Raw genomic sequence first — 18,867 nt, 5'->3', positions numbered from 1 at the left:
TTTTTGAATAAAACACATATATAATAAGGTAAAAATAGATTAAGTATATTAATATATATTTAAGGGGGGATTTTAATGGGCGGAAAATTAGTTATGACAACTATAAATCAAATAAGAATAGAGGTTGAGAAATCTAAGAGGATAAAGGATAATAAAAAGGAAAAATACATAAAACAGCTCAAAACATTGTATACAAAGTATGAGGACATAGAAATAAATGAAAATTTTAAAAAGCAGTATCAGCAACTAAATTCAAAAGGAACAGAGCTTTTAAAAGAAATTAAAGGATCTAAAGATGAAAACAAAATAGAAGGAAGTATAGAAGTTTACATAAGGTATCTAAAAGCGTCTTTATGTGATTTTGAGGGAAAGACAAGTTACTTAAGAAAGTATATTACGAGTTTTTTATTTAGTTCTATATTGTTTTTAGCACTATCTCCACAGTTTTATGGATTTATATTGCCAGTGATATTCTTCTTACCTATATACATGGGTCTAAAAGGTGTTAAACAAAGAACCATGACGGGATTTTATATGACTATGAGTGTCGTACCTGTAGCTATAATGACTTCTTTTACATGGATAAGATATGGAATTAATGCCAAGGCAGACTACACAGGCGCAGTTAAGGCTATTGTGGATAGTGGGGTAGCAGAACGTTTAGCAGAAAAATTAGTATATATAGGCCCTATATTTGGTTTTATATTATTATTATTTGCTTGCTTACAAATGTATAGGGGCTATAAAAGTAGAGATTTATTTATATAAGGGCTTTATAAGGCTCTATTTTTTTGGTAAAATAAATTCTTGTAGCTTTAAAATATACGGACGGAGGATACTTTGATGTTGACAAAAAATAAAGAATATATTGTAGATATAGTTGATATAGGTCAAGGTGGAGTAGGAATAGGAAAACATGATGGATTTACAGTCTTCGTAGAGGGCGGATTAGTAGAAGACAAGGTAAAAGTTAAAATAAACAAATCTAAGAAAAACTATGCAGTTGGAGATATAGTTGAAATAATAGAAAAATCACCATTTAGAGTTGATAGAAAATGTAGTGATTCACTTAAAGATTGCGGTGGATGTCAGGTACAAGAATTAGAATATCAAAAGCAATTAGATATAAAAACAAATGAAGTAAAACAAGTTATAACGAGAATCGGAAAATTAGATAACGTAGAAATACACAATACTATAGGAATGGAAAATCCTTTTAGGTATAGAAACAAAGCACAATTTCCTATACAAAAGAGTGGAAATAATCCAGTAATAGGTTTTTATAAGAAAAAAAGCCATGATATAATTCCAATGGACAAGTGTATAATACAACATGACATAAATGATAAAATAGTGAAAATAATAAAGACTTATATAAATGCATATAATGTAAGTGTTTATGATGAAAAAACACACACTGGAGTATTAAGACATTTAGTAACTAAAATAGGATTTACGACTAATGAAGTAATGGTTGTATTAGTAGCTAATGGCAAAAAGTTGCCATATTTAAAGGAGTTAGCATCAGTACTAGAAGAAAATATACCAGGATTTAAAACTTTAGTAGTTAATGTAAATAGAGAAAAAACTAATGTTATATTAGGAAAAGAAAATAGAGTTATATATGGAAATGGAAAAATAAATGATTATATAGGAAATTTAGTATTTGAAATATCTCCATTATCATTCTTCCAAGTAAATCCAGTTCAAACAGAGGTTTTATACAATAAAGCTTTAGAATATGCTGATTTAAAAGAAAATGATACTGTATTTGATATATACTGTGGAATAGGGACTATATCATTATTCTTAGCTCAAAAGGCAAAAAAGGTTTATGGAATAGAAATAGTGGAAGATGCTATAAAAGATGCTAAAATAAATGCTCAGATAAATAAATTAGACAATGTTGAATTCTATGTAGGTAAGGCTGAAGAAGTTGTTCCTAAGATGTATAGCGAAGGAAAAACAGCTAATGTAGTTGTAGTAGACCCTCCTAGAAAAGGATGTGATGAGAAAGTATTAGATACAATAATATCAATGCAACCGGATAGAGTGGTATATGTATCTTGTAATCCATCTACATTAGCAAGAGACCTAAATTACCTAGATGAAAGAGGGTATAGATGTACTAAAATACAACCAGTAGATATGTTCCCTCATACTATGCACGTAGAATGTGTAGCAAAATTAGAAAAGAAATAAAAATGCAAATAAATATAGTGGAATTTGGTTAGAATAGTATTAAATAAATGTATATAGCACCTCAGAACTTATCATCGCAGTCGTATATACATTTATTTTTAAATAGATTGGTCCTTCAAGCAATTGAAGGACTTTTATTTTTTTATTATAGAGAAATTATAATATGAAATAATTAAACAAATGATAAGGTTATAGTGATATACTAAAATATATTAAAGTTATAAAATGGCAATAATAAAAAATAAGATTTTACATAAGAGGTGATAATAGTGAATGTAGAGAATAGAATAAGTGAATTAATAGATTTAATAAATTATCACAATGATAAATACTATAATGAAGATACTCCTGAAATATCTGATTATGAATATGATAATCTAATGAAGGAGCTAATAAAGTTAGAAGAAGAAAATCCTAAGTTAAAAAGAGTAGATTCTCCATCAAGTAGGGTTGGAGGAAAACCATTAGATAAGTTTGAACAAGTAGTTCATAAAATACCAATGTTAAGCTTAGCAAATGCATACTCTGCACAAGACTTAAGAGATTTTGACAAAAGAGTAAGAGACATGGTAGAGGATGAAGTAGAATATGTTGTAGAGTTTAAGATAGATGGTTTATCTGTAGGACTTACATACAATAATGGATTATTTGAAAAGGGAGCAACTAGGGGAGATGGTATTGTAGGAGAAGATATTTCTCAAAATCTTAAAACAGTAAAAAGTATACCTTTAAGAATAAAAGATCAAGAAGAAGTTGTTGTAAGAGGCGAAGTATTTATATCTAAAGATGATTTTAAAAAGGTTAATGAACAACAAGAAAAACAAGGATTACAATTATTTGCTAATCCTAGAAACTTAGCTGCAGGCTCATTAAGACAATTAGATCCTAAGCTAACAGCAAAAAGACCTTTAGATATATTTATATTTAATTTAGAGTATGTACAAAACACAGATTTTAAGAATCACAGCGAAGCCTTAGATTATCTTAAAGAGTTAGGATTTAAGGTAAGTCCAAATTATAAAGTATATAATAATATACAAGATGTAATTGATCATATAAAATATTGGACAGATAATAGGGGTGAGCTAGGATTTGAAATAGATGGTATGGTTATAAAAGTAAATAATTTAGCTCAAAGAGAAACTATGGGGTATACTGCTAAAAGCCCAAGATGGGCAATAGCATATAAATTCCCAGCAGAACAAAAGAAAACCAAAATATTAGATATAATAGTCGAAGTAGGTAGAACTGGAACAATAACCCCTACAGCAGTATTAGAACCTGTAAGACTAGCAGGAACTAGTGTAAGCAGAGCTACACTTCATAATGAAGATTATATAAGAGAAAAAGACATAAAAATAAATGATACAGTATTGGTTCAAAAGGCTGGTGATATAATTCCTCAAGTTGTAGAAGTTATAAAAGAAGAGCGTACTGGAGATGAAATAGATTTTGAAATGCCGAAAAAATGTCCTGTATGTTCTGAACCAACAGTAAGATTAGAAGGGGAGTCTGCTGTTAAGTGTATTAATATATCTTGTCCAGCTCAAATTAGAAGAGGGATAATTCACTTTGTATCTAGAGATGCTATGAATATTGATGGATTGGGAGAATCTATAATAACACTTTTACTAGATAAAGGGTTAATTAAAGATATAGCTGATTTATATACATTAAATAAAGATGAAGTTGTAAAACTAGATAGAATGGGAGAAAAATCAGCAAATAACTTATTAAACTCAATTGAAAAGTCTAAATCAAATGATTTATGGAGACTTATAAATGGATTGGGAATAAAATTTGTTGGTACTAAGGGAGCTAAAATACTAGCTAATAACTTTAAGGATTTAGATTTAATAATGTCTGCATCAAATGAAGAGTTAGTTAATTTAGAAGAGTTTGGGGGAATAATGGCAAATAGTGTTGTTAAATTCTTCCAAGAAGAAAAGAATATAAAATTAATAGAAAAATTAAAGAGCTGTGGTGTAAATACAAAGTCAATACAAGATGAAAGTTCTGATATTGCTAAAATATTTGAGGGGATGAAAATTGTACTTACAGGGACATTGCCAACTCTTAAAAGAAATGACGCAAAAGAGATGATAGAGTCTAGGGGAGGAAAGGTTACTTCAAGTGTAAGTAAGTCTACAACATTTGTATTAGCTGGAGAAGAAGCAGGTTCAAAATTAACTAAAGCCAATGATTTGGGTGTAAAAGTAATTGATGAAGATAAATTTATACAACTAACAGGCTTAAAGTCTAAAGAAGAAGTAAAAAATGAATTAAAGTAATAAATAAACTATTGTAGAAAGAATATTTCATCTACAATATTACGAACGTAGAAAGCTATTAACAATATATGCTAATATTATTAGTATATATAAAAGCTAAGCATACAAGGTTAAGAGAGGTATTTATATGGCGAGAATTAATAATAGAAAAAATGATGAAATAAGAGATATAAAAATAACTAGAAATTATACTAAATATGCAGAAGGTTCTGTGCTTATAGAAATGGGAGAAACAAAAGTAATATGTACAGCTTCAATAGAAGATAAAGTACCACCATTTTTAAGACACACTGGCACAGGATGGATAAATGCTGAGTATTCTATGTTACCAAGATCTACTCATCAAAGAAAAATAAGAGAAGCATCAAGAGGAAAGCTAGACGGGAGAACTCAAGAAATACAAAGACTAATAGGAAGAACTATAAGATCTGTTGTAGATTTATCTAAAATAGGCGAAAGAACTATATGGGTAGACTGTGATGTTATTCAAGCTGATGGTGGAACTAGAACAGCATCAATAACAGGGGCATTTGTAGCGGTTGTAGATGCTTTAAATAAATTACATAAATCAAAAGCAATAAAAGAAATGCCAATAACAAACTTTGTATCTGCAATAAGTGTTGGTATAGTTGGCCAAGAACATATGCTTGACTTATGTTATGAAGAGGACTCAAATGCACATGTAGATATGAATGTAATAATGACTGATAAAGGTGAATTTGTTGAAGTTCAGGGAACTGGAGAAGAAAGACCTTTCTCAAGAAATGATTTAAATAAATTATTAGAACTTGGTGAAAAAGGAAATAAAGAATTAATAAAAGCTCAAAGAGCTGCTTTAGGTGAAATAGCAGATGAAATATTAGGTATGGAGTATGGAAATGAAGTTGTTATAGCAACAAATAATGTTCATAAATTAGAAGAAATAGGTGCTATATTAGAAGACTTTGAATACAATGTATACTCATTAAAAGATGTAGATTTAGCTGGAATAGAAATAGTTGAAGATGGAAAGACATTTGAACATAATGCACTTATCAAGGCAAGAACTATAGCAAAGAAAACAAAAATGATAACAATAGCTGATGATTCAGGGTTAGAAGTAGATGCTATAGGTAAAAAGCCGGGAATTTATTCTGCTAGATTCGCAGGAGAAAACGCAACTGATGAAGAAAATAGACAAAAGTTAATGAAATCTTTAAATAATGTAGCTGCAAGTCAAAGAACTGCAAGATTCGTATCAGCTATAGCTGTAGTATTCCCAGATGGAAAAGAGTTTGTAGTTAGAGGAACTTGTGAAGGTGCCATAGGATTTGAAGAAAAAGGTAAAAATGGATTTGGATATGACCCATTATTTATAGTAAGTGGATATAATAAAACATTTGCAGAAATGCCAAGTTCTGTAAAAAATAGTATAAGCCATAGAGCTAATGCATTAAAATTAATGAAAAGTGAGTTTTCTAAAAGGGTAGTGAGATAATGAAAATAGGTATAGTAAGTGATACACATATGATAACTAAGTTTATAGATAAAGCTATACCCTACTTAAAAGATTGTGATTTACTAATTCATGCAGGAGATAATTTTTCTGATTCTAAGTATATACACAATATGACTAATGTTCCTATTATGGCTGTAAAAGGAAATTGTGATTTTGAAAATGTAGAAGATGAATTGGTATTTGATATAGAGGATAAAACTATATTCTTGTGTCATGGGGATAAGTATGGAGTAAAGTATGGATTAGATGAACTAGAAATAAAAGCAAAGTCTGTAAATGCAGATATAGTTGTATTTGGTCATACTCATACACCTTTATGTAAAGAAAAAGGTAAAATTTTATATATTAATCCTGGAAGTGTATCTTTTCCAAGGGGAGTCGCATATAAAAGTTTTGTAATATTAGATATAGATAATGGAAAAATAAATATGACAGAAATTAAGATATAAACAAGTATTCAAAAGTTTTATAAACTAAGTGAATACTTGTAAATAAAAAAACTTATGTGATATAATTAAAGAGTTAAACTATAATATTGTAAATTAAAATCAATATAAATTAATTACATAACAATAACTAGGAGGATTAAGTTAATGAAAGCAGAATTATTAAAAAAAGAAGGTACTAAAGTATCTTTAAAAATAACTGTAGAAAATGATAAATTTGAAGCAGCAGTAACAAAAGCATACAATAAAAATAAAGGAAAGTTCAATATACCAGGATTCAGAAAAGGTAAAGCTCCAAGAGTTGTAATAGAATCTCAATACGGTAAAGGTGTATTCTACAACGATGCTATAGAATTATTATTCCCTGAAGTTTATCCAGAAGCTATAAAAGAATTAGATATAGATCCAATAGATAGACCAGACTTAGATGTAGAAGAAATAAGCAAAGACAACGGATTAGTTATGGTTGTTACTGTTGAGGTTAAACCAGAGTTTGAATTAGGAGCTTACAAAGGTATAGAAATAGCTAAAGTTGATAATAATGTAACTGAAGCAGAAGTTGAAGTAAGCCTACAAGAAATGCAAAACAAGCACGCTAGATTAGTAAGTGCAGAAGATAAAGCATTAGAAAAAGGATTCACAGCTATAATAGACTTCGAAGGATTCGTTGATGGTGTAGCATTTGAAGGTGGAAAAGGTGAAAACTATAGCTTAGTTATAGGATCAAACACTTTCATACCAGGATTTGAAGATCAATTAGTAGGAAAGAAAGCTGGAGAAGAAGTAGAAGTAAACGTTGAGTTCCCAGCAGAATACCATGCTGAAAACTTAGCTGGAAAGCCTGCAGTATTCAAAGTTAAAGTAAATGATGTTAAGGTAAAAGAATTACCAGAATTAGATGATGAATTTGCTAAAGATTCAAGTGAGTTTGATACATTAGCTGAATTAAAATCTGACTTAAGAGCTAAGTTAGAAGAAAACGCAAAAGCTTCAGCTGAAGCTGAAATGAGAAATGCTATAGTTGAAAAAGTTTCTGCAAATACAGAAGTAGAAATACCAGAAGCTATGATACAACATCAAATAGACAATATGTTAATGGAACTTAACATGCAATTACAATACCAAGGATTAAACTTACAACAGTTATTACAAATGACTGGAAGAAGCATAGAAGAGTTAAGAGAAGAAAGAAGAGAAGATGCTGCTAGATTAGTAAAATCTTCATTAGTATTAGAAGCAATAGCTAAAGCTGAAGCTATAGAAGTTTCAGAAGAAGAAATGAATGAAGAATTAGAAAAAATGGCTAAAATGTACAACATGGAATCTGATAAAATAAAAGCATCTTTAAGAGAAACTGACATAGAAGATATAAAAGGTCAAATAAAGATAAGAAAAACTATAGATTTATTAGTTGATAATGCAGTAATAGCTTAATTTTTTACAGTAGCCTTTTAGGCTACTGTAAATTATATATAAACAAAATAAATATAAACATATAGAGGGGGTATGATCTATGGCATTAGTACCTGTAGTTGTTGAACAAACAGGAAGAGGAGAAAGATCTTACGATATATATTCTAGATTACTAAAAGATAGAATAATATTCTTAGGAGACGAAGTAAATGATGCTACAGCAGGTCTTGTAGTGGCACAATTACTTTTCCTAGAAGCAGATGACCCAGATAAAGATATACATTTATATATAAATTCACCAGGTGGAAGTATAACTGCTGGAATGGCAATATATGATACAATGCAATATATCAAACCAGATGTAAGCACTATCTGTATAGGTATGGCAGCGTCTATGGGAGCATTCTTATTAGCAGCAGGAGAAAAAGGAAAGAGATTTGCATTACCAAATAGTGAGATAATGATACATCAACCATTAGGTGGGACTAGAGGGCAAGCAACTGATATAGAAATACACGCAAAAAGAATATTAAAAATGAAAGACACTTTAAATAAAATATTATCTGAAAGAACAGGTCAGCCATTAGAAACTATTCAAATGGATACTGAACGTGATAACTTCATGAGCGCACAAGAAGCTAAGGAATATGGTTTAATAGATGAAGTAATCACACAAAAAGACCGTAGATAGGAAGAGGTGCTTAATATGTCAAAAAATGAAGACAAAAGACAGTTAAAATGTTCATTCTGCGGCAAAAACCAAGAGCAAGTAAGAAGGTTAATTGCAGGTCCAAGTGTTTATATATGTGATGAGTGTGTTGAACTTTGTGATGAAATAATCCAAGAAGAAATAGAAGACACTGTTGAAGAGGATACAACATCTCTACCTAAGCCAAAAGAGATGATGGACATCTTAAATGGTTATGTAATTGGTCAAGAAACAGCTAAAAAAGCTTTATCAGTAGCAGTTTATAATCATTATAAAAGAATATACAGTAAAAAGGCAAGCAATAAAGATGTAGAAATACAAAAGAGTAATATACTTTTACTTGGGCCTACGGGTTCAGGGAAGACATTATTAGCTCAAACACTAGCAAAAACTCTAAATGTTCCTTTTGCAATGGCTGATGCAACATCTTTAACAGAAGCTGGATACGTTGGAGAAGACGTAGAAAACATACTACTAAAGCTTATCCAAGCAGCTGACTTTGATGTAGAAAAGGCTGAGAGAGGAATAATATATATAGATGAGATAGATAAGATAGCTAGAAAATCAGAAAATCCATCTATAACTAGAGATGTTAGTGGAGAAGGTGTTCAACAAGCTCTTTTAAAAATATTAGAAGGAACAACAGCTAACGTTCCACCACAAGGTGGTAGAAAGCATCCACATCAAGAATTCTTAAAAATAGATACAACTAATATATTATTTATATTAGGTGGAGCTTTTGATGGTATTGAAAAAATAATACAAGGCCGTGGTAAAGAAAAAACTCTAGGATTTGGAGCTAAAATTGAAAGTAAAAAAGAAATGGATTTAGGAAAGGTATATGCCCAAGTACTTCCAGAAGATTTACTTAAATTTGGTTTAATACCAGAGTTTATAGGAAGGATTCCTGTTGTTGCAACTCTAGAATTATTAGATGAAAATGCTTTAGTTCAAATATTAAAAGAACCTAAAAATGCTTTAGTAAAACAATACAAAAAGCTTTTAGAAATAGATGACGTTGAACTAGAATTCGAAGATGACGCACTTCGTGCAATAGCTAATAAAGCTATAGAAAGAAACACAGGTGCAAGAGGTCTTAGAAGTATAGTTGAAGGAATCATGATGGAGAGCATGTTTGAAGTTCCATCAAGAGATGACGTTAAAAAAGTTGTAGTTACAAAGGAATGTGTAACTAAAGGAGAACAACCAGTATTTATATTAAAAGATCAAGAAGAAAGTGCATAATAAAAAAGAGGAGCCTTAAAAGCTCCTTTTTAAATGTAAGGATTTTATAACTATAATTAATGGGTATTAATAGATTAATAAACTTTAAAAAGTATAAAATATCATTAATTAGATAAAAGAGGATCATTACATATAATAGTCAAAACTTGTTTATTATTAAAATATCATATAAACTATTCATATAAAACCTATTTAAAGTTTATCATAAAAATTATATAAGAGTATATTTATAAATATATATTATCTTAAAATAGAAAATATAAAGTTTATTCATTAGTATATTACATTCAATATTACAACATAATAAAATAAGAGAAAAATGATAAAAGATTTTATCAAATCAATAAATTTGTTTATACATTCTTTAAGAAAAGTGAATTTTTCTATAAATGTTGAAAATTAGGGATTGTAAATATATAATATATAAAGCAATAAAATCTAGCACTTTAAGGAGTGATATTAGTGGAACAGAATTATACGAAGATAGAACATGAATTACCGCTAATTCCACTGAGGGGATTAGCGATATTCCCATATATGATACTAAACTTTGACATAGGAAGAGAAATATCTTTAAAAGCTTTAGACCAAGCTATGTTAGCTGATGAGTTAGTATTCTTAACTTCTCAGAAAGCAGCAGAAGTTGATGAGCCAACAGAAGATGATTTTTATCATGTAGGAACTATATGTAAAGTTAAACAAATGATAAAACTTCCTGGGGATACAGTACGTGTATTAGTAGAAGGAATTTCAAGAGGTAAAATAAAAGAAGTAAGCAATGAAGAAGGGTATTTTAAAGCAACAATAGAGGAAATAGCATACGATGATGAAAATGCAGAAGAAGATATTGAGGTAGAAGCACTTGTAAGAAATGTGTTTGATGCATTTGAAGAGTACATAAACATAGGAAATAGAGTATCACCAGAAATATTAATATCTCTAGGTGAAATAGAAAATGTAGATCGTTTTATAGACACTATAGCTGCTAATATCTATCTAAAACCAGAACAAAAGCAAGAAGTTTTAGAAGAATTTGATATTAAGAAAAGATTAGAATTAATATACAAAACTCTTTTAGAAGAGATAGATATACTTAAAATAGAAAAGAAAATAACTCTAAGAGTTAAAAAGCAAATGAATAAGGTTCAAAAGGAATATTACCTAAGAGAACAATTAAAAGCTATACAAAAAGAATTAGGAGAAGAAGAAGACATAAATTCTGAAGCTGACGAGTATAGAGCAAAGCTTAAGAAAATAAAAGCTCCTAAAGAAACAAAAGAAAAGATATCTAAAGAAATAGATAAGTTTTCTAGAATATCACCAATGTCTCCAGATGTATCAGTTTTAAGAGGGTATTTAGATAATATATTCTCATTACCTTGGAACAATGAAACTAGAGACAAGCTTGATATAGAAAAAGCTAAAGAAATATTAGATAATGAACATTATGGATTAGAAAAAGTAAAAGAAAGAATACTTGAGTATTTAGCTATAAGAACATTATCAAAATCACTAAAAGGACCTATCATATGTTTAGTAGGACCTCCAGGTGTTGGTAAAACATCTATAGCAAAATCGATAGCGAACTCATTAGGAAGAAAATTCGTTAGAATATCTTTAGGTGGAGTTAGAGATGAAGCTGAAATAAGAGGTCATAGAAGAACTTATGTAGGAGCTATACCAGGAAGAATAATAAATGGAATAAAAGAAGCCAAAACTAAAAATCCAGTATTCTTACTAGACGAGATAGATAAAATGTCAGCAGATTATAAGGGAGATCCATCTGCTGCAATGTTAGAAGTTTTAGATCCAGAGCAAAACAAAGATTTTGTGGATCACTACATGGAAGTTCCTTTTGATTTATCAAAAATATTATTTGTTACAACTGCAAATAGCTTAGGAACTATTCCAAGACCTTTATTAGATAGAATGGAAATAATAGAGGTATCTGGATATATAGAAGAGGAAAAGCTTAATATAGCTAATAAATATTTATTACCTAAACAAATAAAAGAACATGGTTTAGCACCTGGTTTTGTTAAAATAAATGAAGAAACTATGAGAGAGATAATAGGATCTTATACTAGAGAAGCAGGGGTAAGAAACCTTGAAAGAACTATAGGTAAAATATGCAGAAAAGCAGCTAAAAAGTATGTAGAAGATAAATCTTTAGAAGAAATAGTTATAAATAAATCTGACCTAGATGATTACTTAGGTAAGAATAAATATAGACATCAATTAGCAGGAACTAAACCAGAAGTAGGTGTTGTAACAGGTCTTGCATGGACGTCTGTTGGAGGAGAAACTCTAACTGTAGAAGTAAATGTTGTAAAAGGTAAAGGCCAAATAGTATTAACTGGTAAACTAGGTGATGTAATGAAAGAATCAGCTAGAACAGGTATATCTTATATAAGATCAATTGCTGACAAATTTGATATAGATCCTGATTTTTACCAAAATAAAGATATACACATACATTTACCAGAAGGTGCAGTACCTAAAGATGGTCCATCAGCAGGTATAACAATGGCTTTAGCTGTTTTATCAGCATTAACAAATATACCAGTAAGAAATGATGTTGCTATGACAGGAGAAATAACTCTTAGAGGAAGAGTTTTAGCTGTAGGTGGAGTTAGAGAAAAACTATTGGCTGCACATAGATCTGGAATAACAAAGGTATTACTTCCAAAAGAGTGTGAAGCTGATTTAGATGAAATACCTGAAAATGTAAAAGAAAAAATGGAATTTGTACTTGTAGACCATATGGACCAAGTATTAGAGCAGGCATTAGTAAGGAATGGTGAAAAGTAATGAAAATTAGAAGTGCAGAAATAACAATGAGTGCAGTAAACAGAGCTCAATACCCAGACGAAGGTATACCAGAAATAGCTTTAGTTGGTAGATCTAACGTTGGAAAATCATCAACAGTAAATACATTATTAAATAGAAGAAATTTTGCTAGAACAAGTCAGACGCCTGGTAAAACTAGAACAATAAACTTCTATCTTATAAACCAAGAATTTTTCTTTGTTGACCTTCCAGGTTACGGATATGCAAAGGTTGCAAAATCTGAAAAAGAAAAATGGGGAACTATAATGGAAAGATATCTAGCTGATAGAGAAGAATTATGTGCAATATTCTTATTAGTAGATATAAGACATGAACCTACAAGTGATGACGTTATGATGTATGAATGGATAAAGCACTTTGGATATAAATGCGTAGTAATAGCTACTAAAGCAGATAAAATAGCTAAAGGTAAATACCAAAAGCATTTTAGTATGATAAGAAAGAAATTACAATTAGATAAAGATGAAAAGATACTTCCTATATCTTCTCTTAAGAAAACTGGAGTAGAAGAAATATGGAAAGAAATAATAAGCCAATACAATGAAGCTGGTTATGAAATAACTGTTGACTAGTATGAAATAGACTATCTCAAAACTGAGATAGTCTATTTTTTTATATTATTTATAGAAAAATAATTTATAAATTTATATTAATTAAAGTAAATATTTTAAAATTAAAAAAATTTAAAAAATTAAAACTAAAATGTCAATTTATATTGATATTTATTAAATTAAATAGTAAAATATGTAAAATAACACGAAATAGAGCAACTTGGGGGTGAAACAATGAGTAACAATAATCAAAAAGGATTAAGAAAGACATTAGGCTTAAGTGCAGCACTTTCTACGGTAGTAGGAATGCTAATAGGTTCGGGAGTATTCTTTAAACCACAAGCCATATATGAATCTACAAATGGAGGAGCATGTCTAGGACTTTTAGCATGGTTAATAGGGGGACTTATAACTATAGCTGCTGGGCTTACAGCAGCTGAAATATCTTCTAGTATAGTAAAACCAGGTGGATTAATAGTTTATTTAGAAGAAATTTACGGTGAAAAAGTAGGATTTTTAACAGGATGGATGCAATCTATACTATTTATACCTGCAATAACAGCAGCGCTAGGAATTATATTTGCACAAGAAGCAGTGAGCTTATTGAGTTTACAAAGTGACATATATGTAATTTTAATTGCAATAGGAGTAATAGTGCTTATAGCTTTATTAAATTCTCTAGGAGCCAAATTTGGAGGAGGAATACAAACTGTATCTACAATATGTAAGTTAATACCTTTAGCACTTATAGTTATATTTGGATTTATAAAAGGAGAACCATCAACAGATATAATGACACCTCTGGTAGGTGAAAATACGAATATGGTTAGCGCCATATCTCAAGTACTTATAGCAACTTTATTTGCATACGATGGATGGATATATGTGGGAGCATTAGCAGGTGAGATGAAAGATCCAGCTAAGCATTTACCTAAAGCTATAGTAGGCGGAATTTCTTTAGTAATGGGAGTATACATAATTATAAATGTAGCATACTTATGTGTTGTTCCAGCATCAGAGATGGCAGCAGTAAGTGCACCAGCTACACTTGTAGCAAGTAAATTATTTGGAGAATCAGGAGCTAAGGTGATAAGTGTAGGTATATTAATATCGGTATTTGGAACATTAAATGGTTTCTTGATGACCGGAGGAAGAATACCTTATATAATGGGATGTGACGGGAGAATACCTTTTTCAAAAACTTTTGCTAAGTTAAATAATAATGGTGTTCCATTAAATGGAATGTGGTTAATAGCTGGGTTAGCAATAATATATTCTTTATCAGGTCAGTTCAATTTCCTATCTGATTTAGCAATATTTACAATATGGATATTCTACACAATGTTATTTGTAGGAGTTATAAAACTTAGAAAAGATAAGCCAAATATGAAGAGATCATATAAAGTACCGTTATATCCAGTAATACCTATAATAGCAATAATAGGAGGAGTATTTATTGTTGTTAGTACATTTATCACTCAAACACAAAATGCTATATTAGGACTTATAATAACATTAGCTGGCTTGCCAATTTATAATATAATTAAAAATAAGAAGATAAAACAAGAAATACAAAATAATGTAGCGTAGTATAAGGAGCCGTCTCAAAATTGAGACGGTTCTATTTTTATTTAAGATTATTTAGTTAAATATAGCTATATTACAAAATGATTAAATAAATATTATAAGTAAATAAGAATATAATTATAAAAGGTATTCATTGAATTTTAATATAAAAAAATGTATTAAAATAATTAGTTATAGACAAAATAATTTTTAAGATAGTAACAAAATAAAATGCAAATTAATATTTTATAAAGTAGAAGAAAAATATGAGGGGGCTAAATCATGGCAGGTAGAGTTAGGAAGTTATTCCCAGGTGGAAATACGGCAAATGGATCATTTAATTTTTTTGATAATATAATACCTCAAAATGTTAATAGAATCTTTTGCTTAAAAGGTGGACCAGGAGTTGGAAAATCATCATTTATGAAAAAAATAGCAAAAGAATTTATTGAAAAAGGGTATGATGTAGAGCTACACTACTGTCCATCAGATCCAAGCTCTTTAGATGGGGTTGTGATACTTAAATTAGGAGTAGTTCTGCTAGATGCAACTGCACCGCATATTGTAGACCCAAAAGACCCTGGTGCTATAGATGAAATATTAAATTTTGGTGAATATTGGGATGTAGAAAAATTAGAAAAAAATAAAGATACTATTGTAGAATGTGGAAAAGATATAAGTAACTCATTTAAAAGAGCATATAAGTATTTAAAAGCTGCTGAGCCAATTTATTATGATATAGAAGAAAAGTATAGAGATTGCATGGACTTTGGTCAAGTAAATCTAAAAATAGAGCATTTTATACACGATATATTTAAAGATTCTAGTAGTACTGGTATTTATAAATCACCAAGACATTTATTTGGAACAGCTATAACACCAGTCGGACATTTAGATTATGCAGATAGTATATTAAGTCAAGTTAATAAGGTATATCACTTGAAAGGTAATATAGGAACAGGTAAAACTACGTTTTTACGAAATATATGTGATAAAGCCATTCAAAAGGGAATGAATGTGGAAATTTTTCATTATCCACTTATTAAGGATAAGATTGAAACTGTAATAATAAAAGATTTAGATATAGGTATAACCGTAAGTAGTTTATTTGAAGGTAAGAATACTATAAATTTAAATGCTTACCTAGATGAAGAAAAATTAGAAAAATATATAGAAGAAATTAAGTTTGATAAAAAAGTATTTGATGAGCTATTAAATTATGCTATATCAAACTTAAAAAAGGCTAAGGCAAAGCATGATATTATAGAAGCATACTATGTGCCTAATATGAACTTTGATAAAATGGAAGAGTTAAAAGAAGAGATAATAAATAGAATTTTGAAGTATGAAGAATAATAAAAAAAGAGAAAGGCACAACGTGTCTTTCTCTTTTTTTATTAGAATTAAACTACATATTATTTAATATACTTAGAACTCTAAAGAGTTATTAAAAATATGGATGATATTATTAGAAATTAAATAACATAAAAATTAATTTATAGGGAGTATAGTTGTATGAAAGACAAATATATGTTGATAATATTAACTAGTATATATTAATAAGTAGCATGATGGCGATACTAATTAGAGAGTATCAAATTGGAAAAATTAATTATCAAGGTAAATTTGAGTATATAGGAGGTAAATAAAATAAACCTAAATAAAATTGAGAGTATATCTTTAAAAAATAAAATAATTAGAAACAAATACAAAGTGTTTAATATGAAACATAAACACATACAAAATGATGTAAAAGAAGAAGTTCTAAAAAGACCAGAAGAAGAATTGTACATAGGAAATAATATAAATTTAAATGAAACTTATGCAAGAGACATTTTTAAAAGTATATTAGACAAAGCTATAATAAAAAATGCTAGTGATATACACATAGAACCATTTAAAGAGCATATAATAGTTAGGTTAAGGATAGATGGATTCTTAGTAGAAGATATAAAAATAGAATATGAAGTATATCAACAACTATTAGTAGTAATAAAATTAGATACATTTATGAATATAACTGAAAAAAGATTACCTCAAGATGGTAGACTTGCCATTGAGGTAAAAGGTCAAGTGATTGATATTAGAGCATCAACTCTACCAACTGTTTATGGTGAAAAAATTGTTTTAAGAATATTAAATAGAAAGTCATTTCTAAAAAGAAAAGAAGAACTTGGATTTTCTAATAAAGCTATAGATAAGATAGAAAGTATTATAAATAAAAAGTCAGGGATATTATTAGTAACAGGATCAACAGGAAGTGGAAAAACTACAACAGTATACTCTATAATAAATGATTTAAAATGCACAAGTAAAAACATAGTGACTATAGAGGATCCTGTAGAGTACAAAATAGAAGGAGTAAACCAGATACAAGTAAATAATAAAGTAGGCTTGAGTTTTGAAAATGGATTAAGGTCTATATTAAGACAAGACCCAGATATAATTATAGTTGGAGAAATAAGAGATATAGAAACAGCAAAAATAGCAATAAAAGCAGCTACTACAGGCCATTTAGTGATAAGTACTATACATACTAAAGATGCAGTATCTGCCATATCTAGATTATTAGATATGGAAATACCACAATATTTGATAAGTGCATCTCTAATAGGAATTATATCTCAAAAGCTCATAAGAAAAGTATGTACCACTTGTATTATGCAGAAGGAAGTAAATGAATTAAACCAAACTAATGAGAAACATACAAATAGGGAGTGCGAAGAATGTAATGGATTGGGCTATAAAGGAAGAACTGCTATTTATGAAATACTAGAAATAGATAATGATATAAGAAAAGATATACAAAATATGCAAGATTATAACACCATAAAAGATACTGCAATAAAAAATGGCATGATAACATTTGAAGAAAGTGCAAAAGATTTAATCGATAATAATATAACTACTGAAGAAGAATACATAAGTTTAGAAATAGGTATTTAAAATTATAATTTATACAATAAACGAGGATAAAATGGATTCTAATATATATGAGGATTTTACTGAAAGTAAAGTAGTAAATAATAAAAATAAAAAGTTAAAAGAGAAATCATACAAATTAAAAGATAGAGAATTAAAAGATTTATGCAATGAAATGGGTATATTATTAGATTCAGGATGTCATATAATAAATGCATTTGAATTAATAAGAAATCAATCAAGCCCAAAGATAAGAAGAGTCATAAATAAAATAATACAAGATATACAAAAAGGTAATTCTATAAGTCAATCATTTCAAAATACAAATTCATTTTCAATGTTTTTTATAAGTACTATAAGAGCAGGTGAAGTTACTGGAAAGTTAGAATATGCTATGAATAATCTAGCTAAGTATTATGACAATCAATATAAGTCCAAGTCTAGGATAAAAAATATGTTGATATACCCAGCATTTGTTTGTATATCATTTTTAATCTCTGTAATAGTTGCAATAACTATGATAATACCAAATTTTGAATCTATTTTCATAGTAAATGATATAGATATTCCAGTATTAACAAAGGTACTTATAAATTTAGGAAAATTCTTCAGAAATAACTTTAGTACAATAATATTTGGTTTATTATCAATAGTATCTGGGATATTTTATTTATATAAATATACTTACACATTTAAAGCTATACTATATATAGTAGCATTAAGATTGCCAATAATAAGAGGTATAATAGAATTATTAGTGGCTAGTAGATTTTGTTCAACACTAAGGCTATTAATAGAAAGTGGTATACAGATAACTGAGGCAGTAGAAATATCTGCAAGAGTTATTGATAATAAATATATTTATAAAAAAATTTTAATTTCAATAGATCATATCAACAAAGGGAATAGTATTTCATATTCAATAAGCTTATCAAATATATTTCCAAAATCGCTCATAAGTATAATAAAAATAGGAGAAGAAAGTGGGCGATTAGATAGATGTTTAAAATCTAGCGAAGATCTATATACAAGCAAACTAAGTACAAAAATAGAGAAAGTAATCAAATCTATAGAACCTACAATAATAGTCATAATAGGTATTTTTGTGGGGGTATTTGCTATAGCAATGATAACTCCTATGTTTGATTTATCAAGTTCATTTTAAGAGGTGAAA

14 protein-coding genes are annotated in these 18,867 nt (G+C 28.9%); all 14 read left to right on the top strand.

What is annotated here, in order from left to right; genetic code table 11:
* The first annotated feature begins 75 nt into the window (after positions 1-75).
* The 14 genes from I1959_RS09420 (at position 76) to I1959_RS09355 (ending at position 18,858) form a co-directional block, all read left to right on the top strand.
* Positions 76-768 carry a hypothetical protein gene (locus tag I1959_RS09420; RefSeq protein WP_092922350.1) on the top strand — a complete coding sequence of 231 codons (693 nt, stop codon included), beginning with the start codon at positions 76-78 and terminating at the stop codon, positions 766-768.
* A gap of 75 nt (positions 769-843) precedes the next feature.
* On the top strand, positions 844-2,202 hold the full coding sequence (gene rlmD / locus I1959_RS09415) for a 23S rRNA (uracil(1939)-C(5))-methyltransferase RlmD (protein ID WP_195238082.1): 1,359 nt from the start codon (positions 844-846) through the stop codon (positions 2,200-2,202).
* Between the two features lie 269 nt (positions 2,203-2,471).
* Positions 2,472-4,493: an NAD-dependent DNA ligase LigA gene (gene ligA / locus I1959_RS09410; protein ID WP_166504692.1), complete on the top strand. Its 2,022-nt coding sequence runs from the start codon at positions 2,472-2,474 to the stop codon at positions 4,491-4,493.
* Positions 4,494-4,620: 127 nt separating this feature from the next.
* Positions 4,621-5,970, top strand: coding sequence for a ribonuclease PH (rph, locus tag I1959_RS09405; RefSeq protein ID WP_195238081.1), 1,350 nt, complete (start codon positions 4,621-4,623; stop codon positions 5,968-5,970).
* Positions 5,970-6,440 carry a metallophosphoesterase family protein gene (locus I1959_RS09400; protein WP_166504694.1) on the top strand — a complete coding sequence of 157 codons (471 nt, stop codon included), beginning with the start codon at positions 5,970-5,972 and terminating at the stop codon, positions 6,438-6,440. Before rph ends, I1959_RS09400 begins: the two co-directional genes overlap by 1 nt.
* Before the next feature lie 144 nt (positions 6,441-6,584).
* Positions 6,585-7,871: a trigger factor gene (tig, locus tag I1959_RS09395; RefSeq protein WP_166504695.1), complete on the top strand. Its 1,287-nt coding sequence runs from the start codon at positions 6,585-6,587 to the stop codon at positions 7,869-7,871.
* Between the two features lie 79 nt (positions 7,872-7,950).
* Positions 7,951-8,541, top strand: a complete 591-nt coding sequence (gene clpP, locus I1959_RS09390; RefSeq protein WP_092922368.1) for an ATP-dependent Clp endopeptidase proteolytic subunit ClpP — start codon at positions 7,951-7,953, stop codon at positions 8,539-8,541.
* A 15-nt stretch (positions 8,542-8,556) separates the two neighbouring features.
* The gene (gene clpX / locus I1959_RS09385) at positions 8,557-9,804 is read left to right on the top strand and encodes an ATP-dependent Clp protease ATP-binding subunit ClpX (RefSeq protein WP_092922371.1); all 1,248 of its coding nucleotides are present in this window, start codon (positions 8,557-8,559) and stop codon (positions 9,802-9,804) included.
* 462 nt (positions 9,805-10,266) lie between these two features.
* Entirely contained in the window at positions 10,267-12,615 is a 2,349-nt protein-coding gene (gene lon, locus I1959_RS09380; RefSeq protein ID WP_166504696.1) for an endopeptidase La, read from the top strand.
* Positions 12,615-13,226 (top strand): ribosome biogenesis GTP-binding protein YihA/YsxC, encoded by a 612-nt coding sequence (gene yihA, locus I1959_RS09375; protein WP_166504697.1) that lies wholly within the window; start codon positions 12,615-12,617, stop codon positions 13,224-13,226. Before lon ends, yihA begins: the two co-directional genes overlap by 1 nt.
* Positions 13,227-13,439: 213 nt before the next feature.
* Positions 13,440-14,795, top strand: a complete 1,356-nt coding sequence (locus I1959_RS09370) for an APC family permease (RefSeq protein ID WP_195238080.1) — start codon at positions 13,440-13,442, stop codon at positions 14,793-14,795.
* 258 nt (positions 14,796-15,053) lie between these two features.
* Complete coding sequence (locus tag I1959_RS09365; RefSeq protein WP_092922380.1) at positions 15,054-16,127, top strand: PRK06851 family protein; 1,074 nt, start codon at positions 15,054-15,056, stop codon at positions 16,125-16,127.
* Between the two features lie 366 nt (positions 16,128-16,493).
* A complete protein-coding gene (locus tag I1959_RS09360; RefSeq protein WP_092922383.1) occupies positions 16,494-17,717 on the top strand; it encodes a GspE/PulE family protein in 1,224 nt (407 codons plus the stop codon).
* Positions 17,718-17,748: 31 nt separating this feature from the next.
* Positions 17,749-18,858 (top strand): type II secretion system F family protein, encoded by a 1,110-nt coding sequence (locus I1959_RS09355; protein ID WP_092922386.1) that lies wholly within the window; start codon positions 17,749-17,751, stop codon positions 18,856-18,858.
* Positions 18,859-18,867: the final 9 nt, after the last annotated feature.

It is taken from the genome of Romboutsia sp. 1001285H_161024_C4 (assembly GCF_015550185.1).
GTDB classification, from domain to species: Bacteria; Bacillota; Clostridia; order Peptostreptococcales; family Peptostreptococcaceae; genus Romboutsia_C; species Romboutsia_C hominis.
The sequence above is the reverse complement of the archived record's forward strand: the minus strand, read 5'-3'. Positions and strand labels throughout refer to the sequence as shown.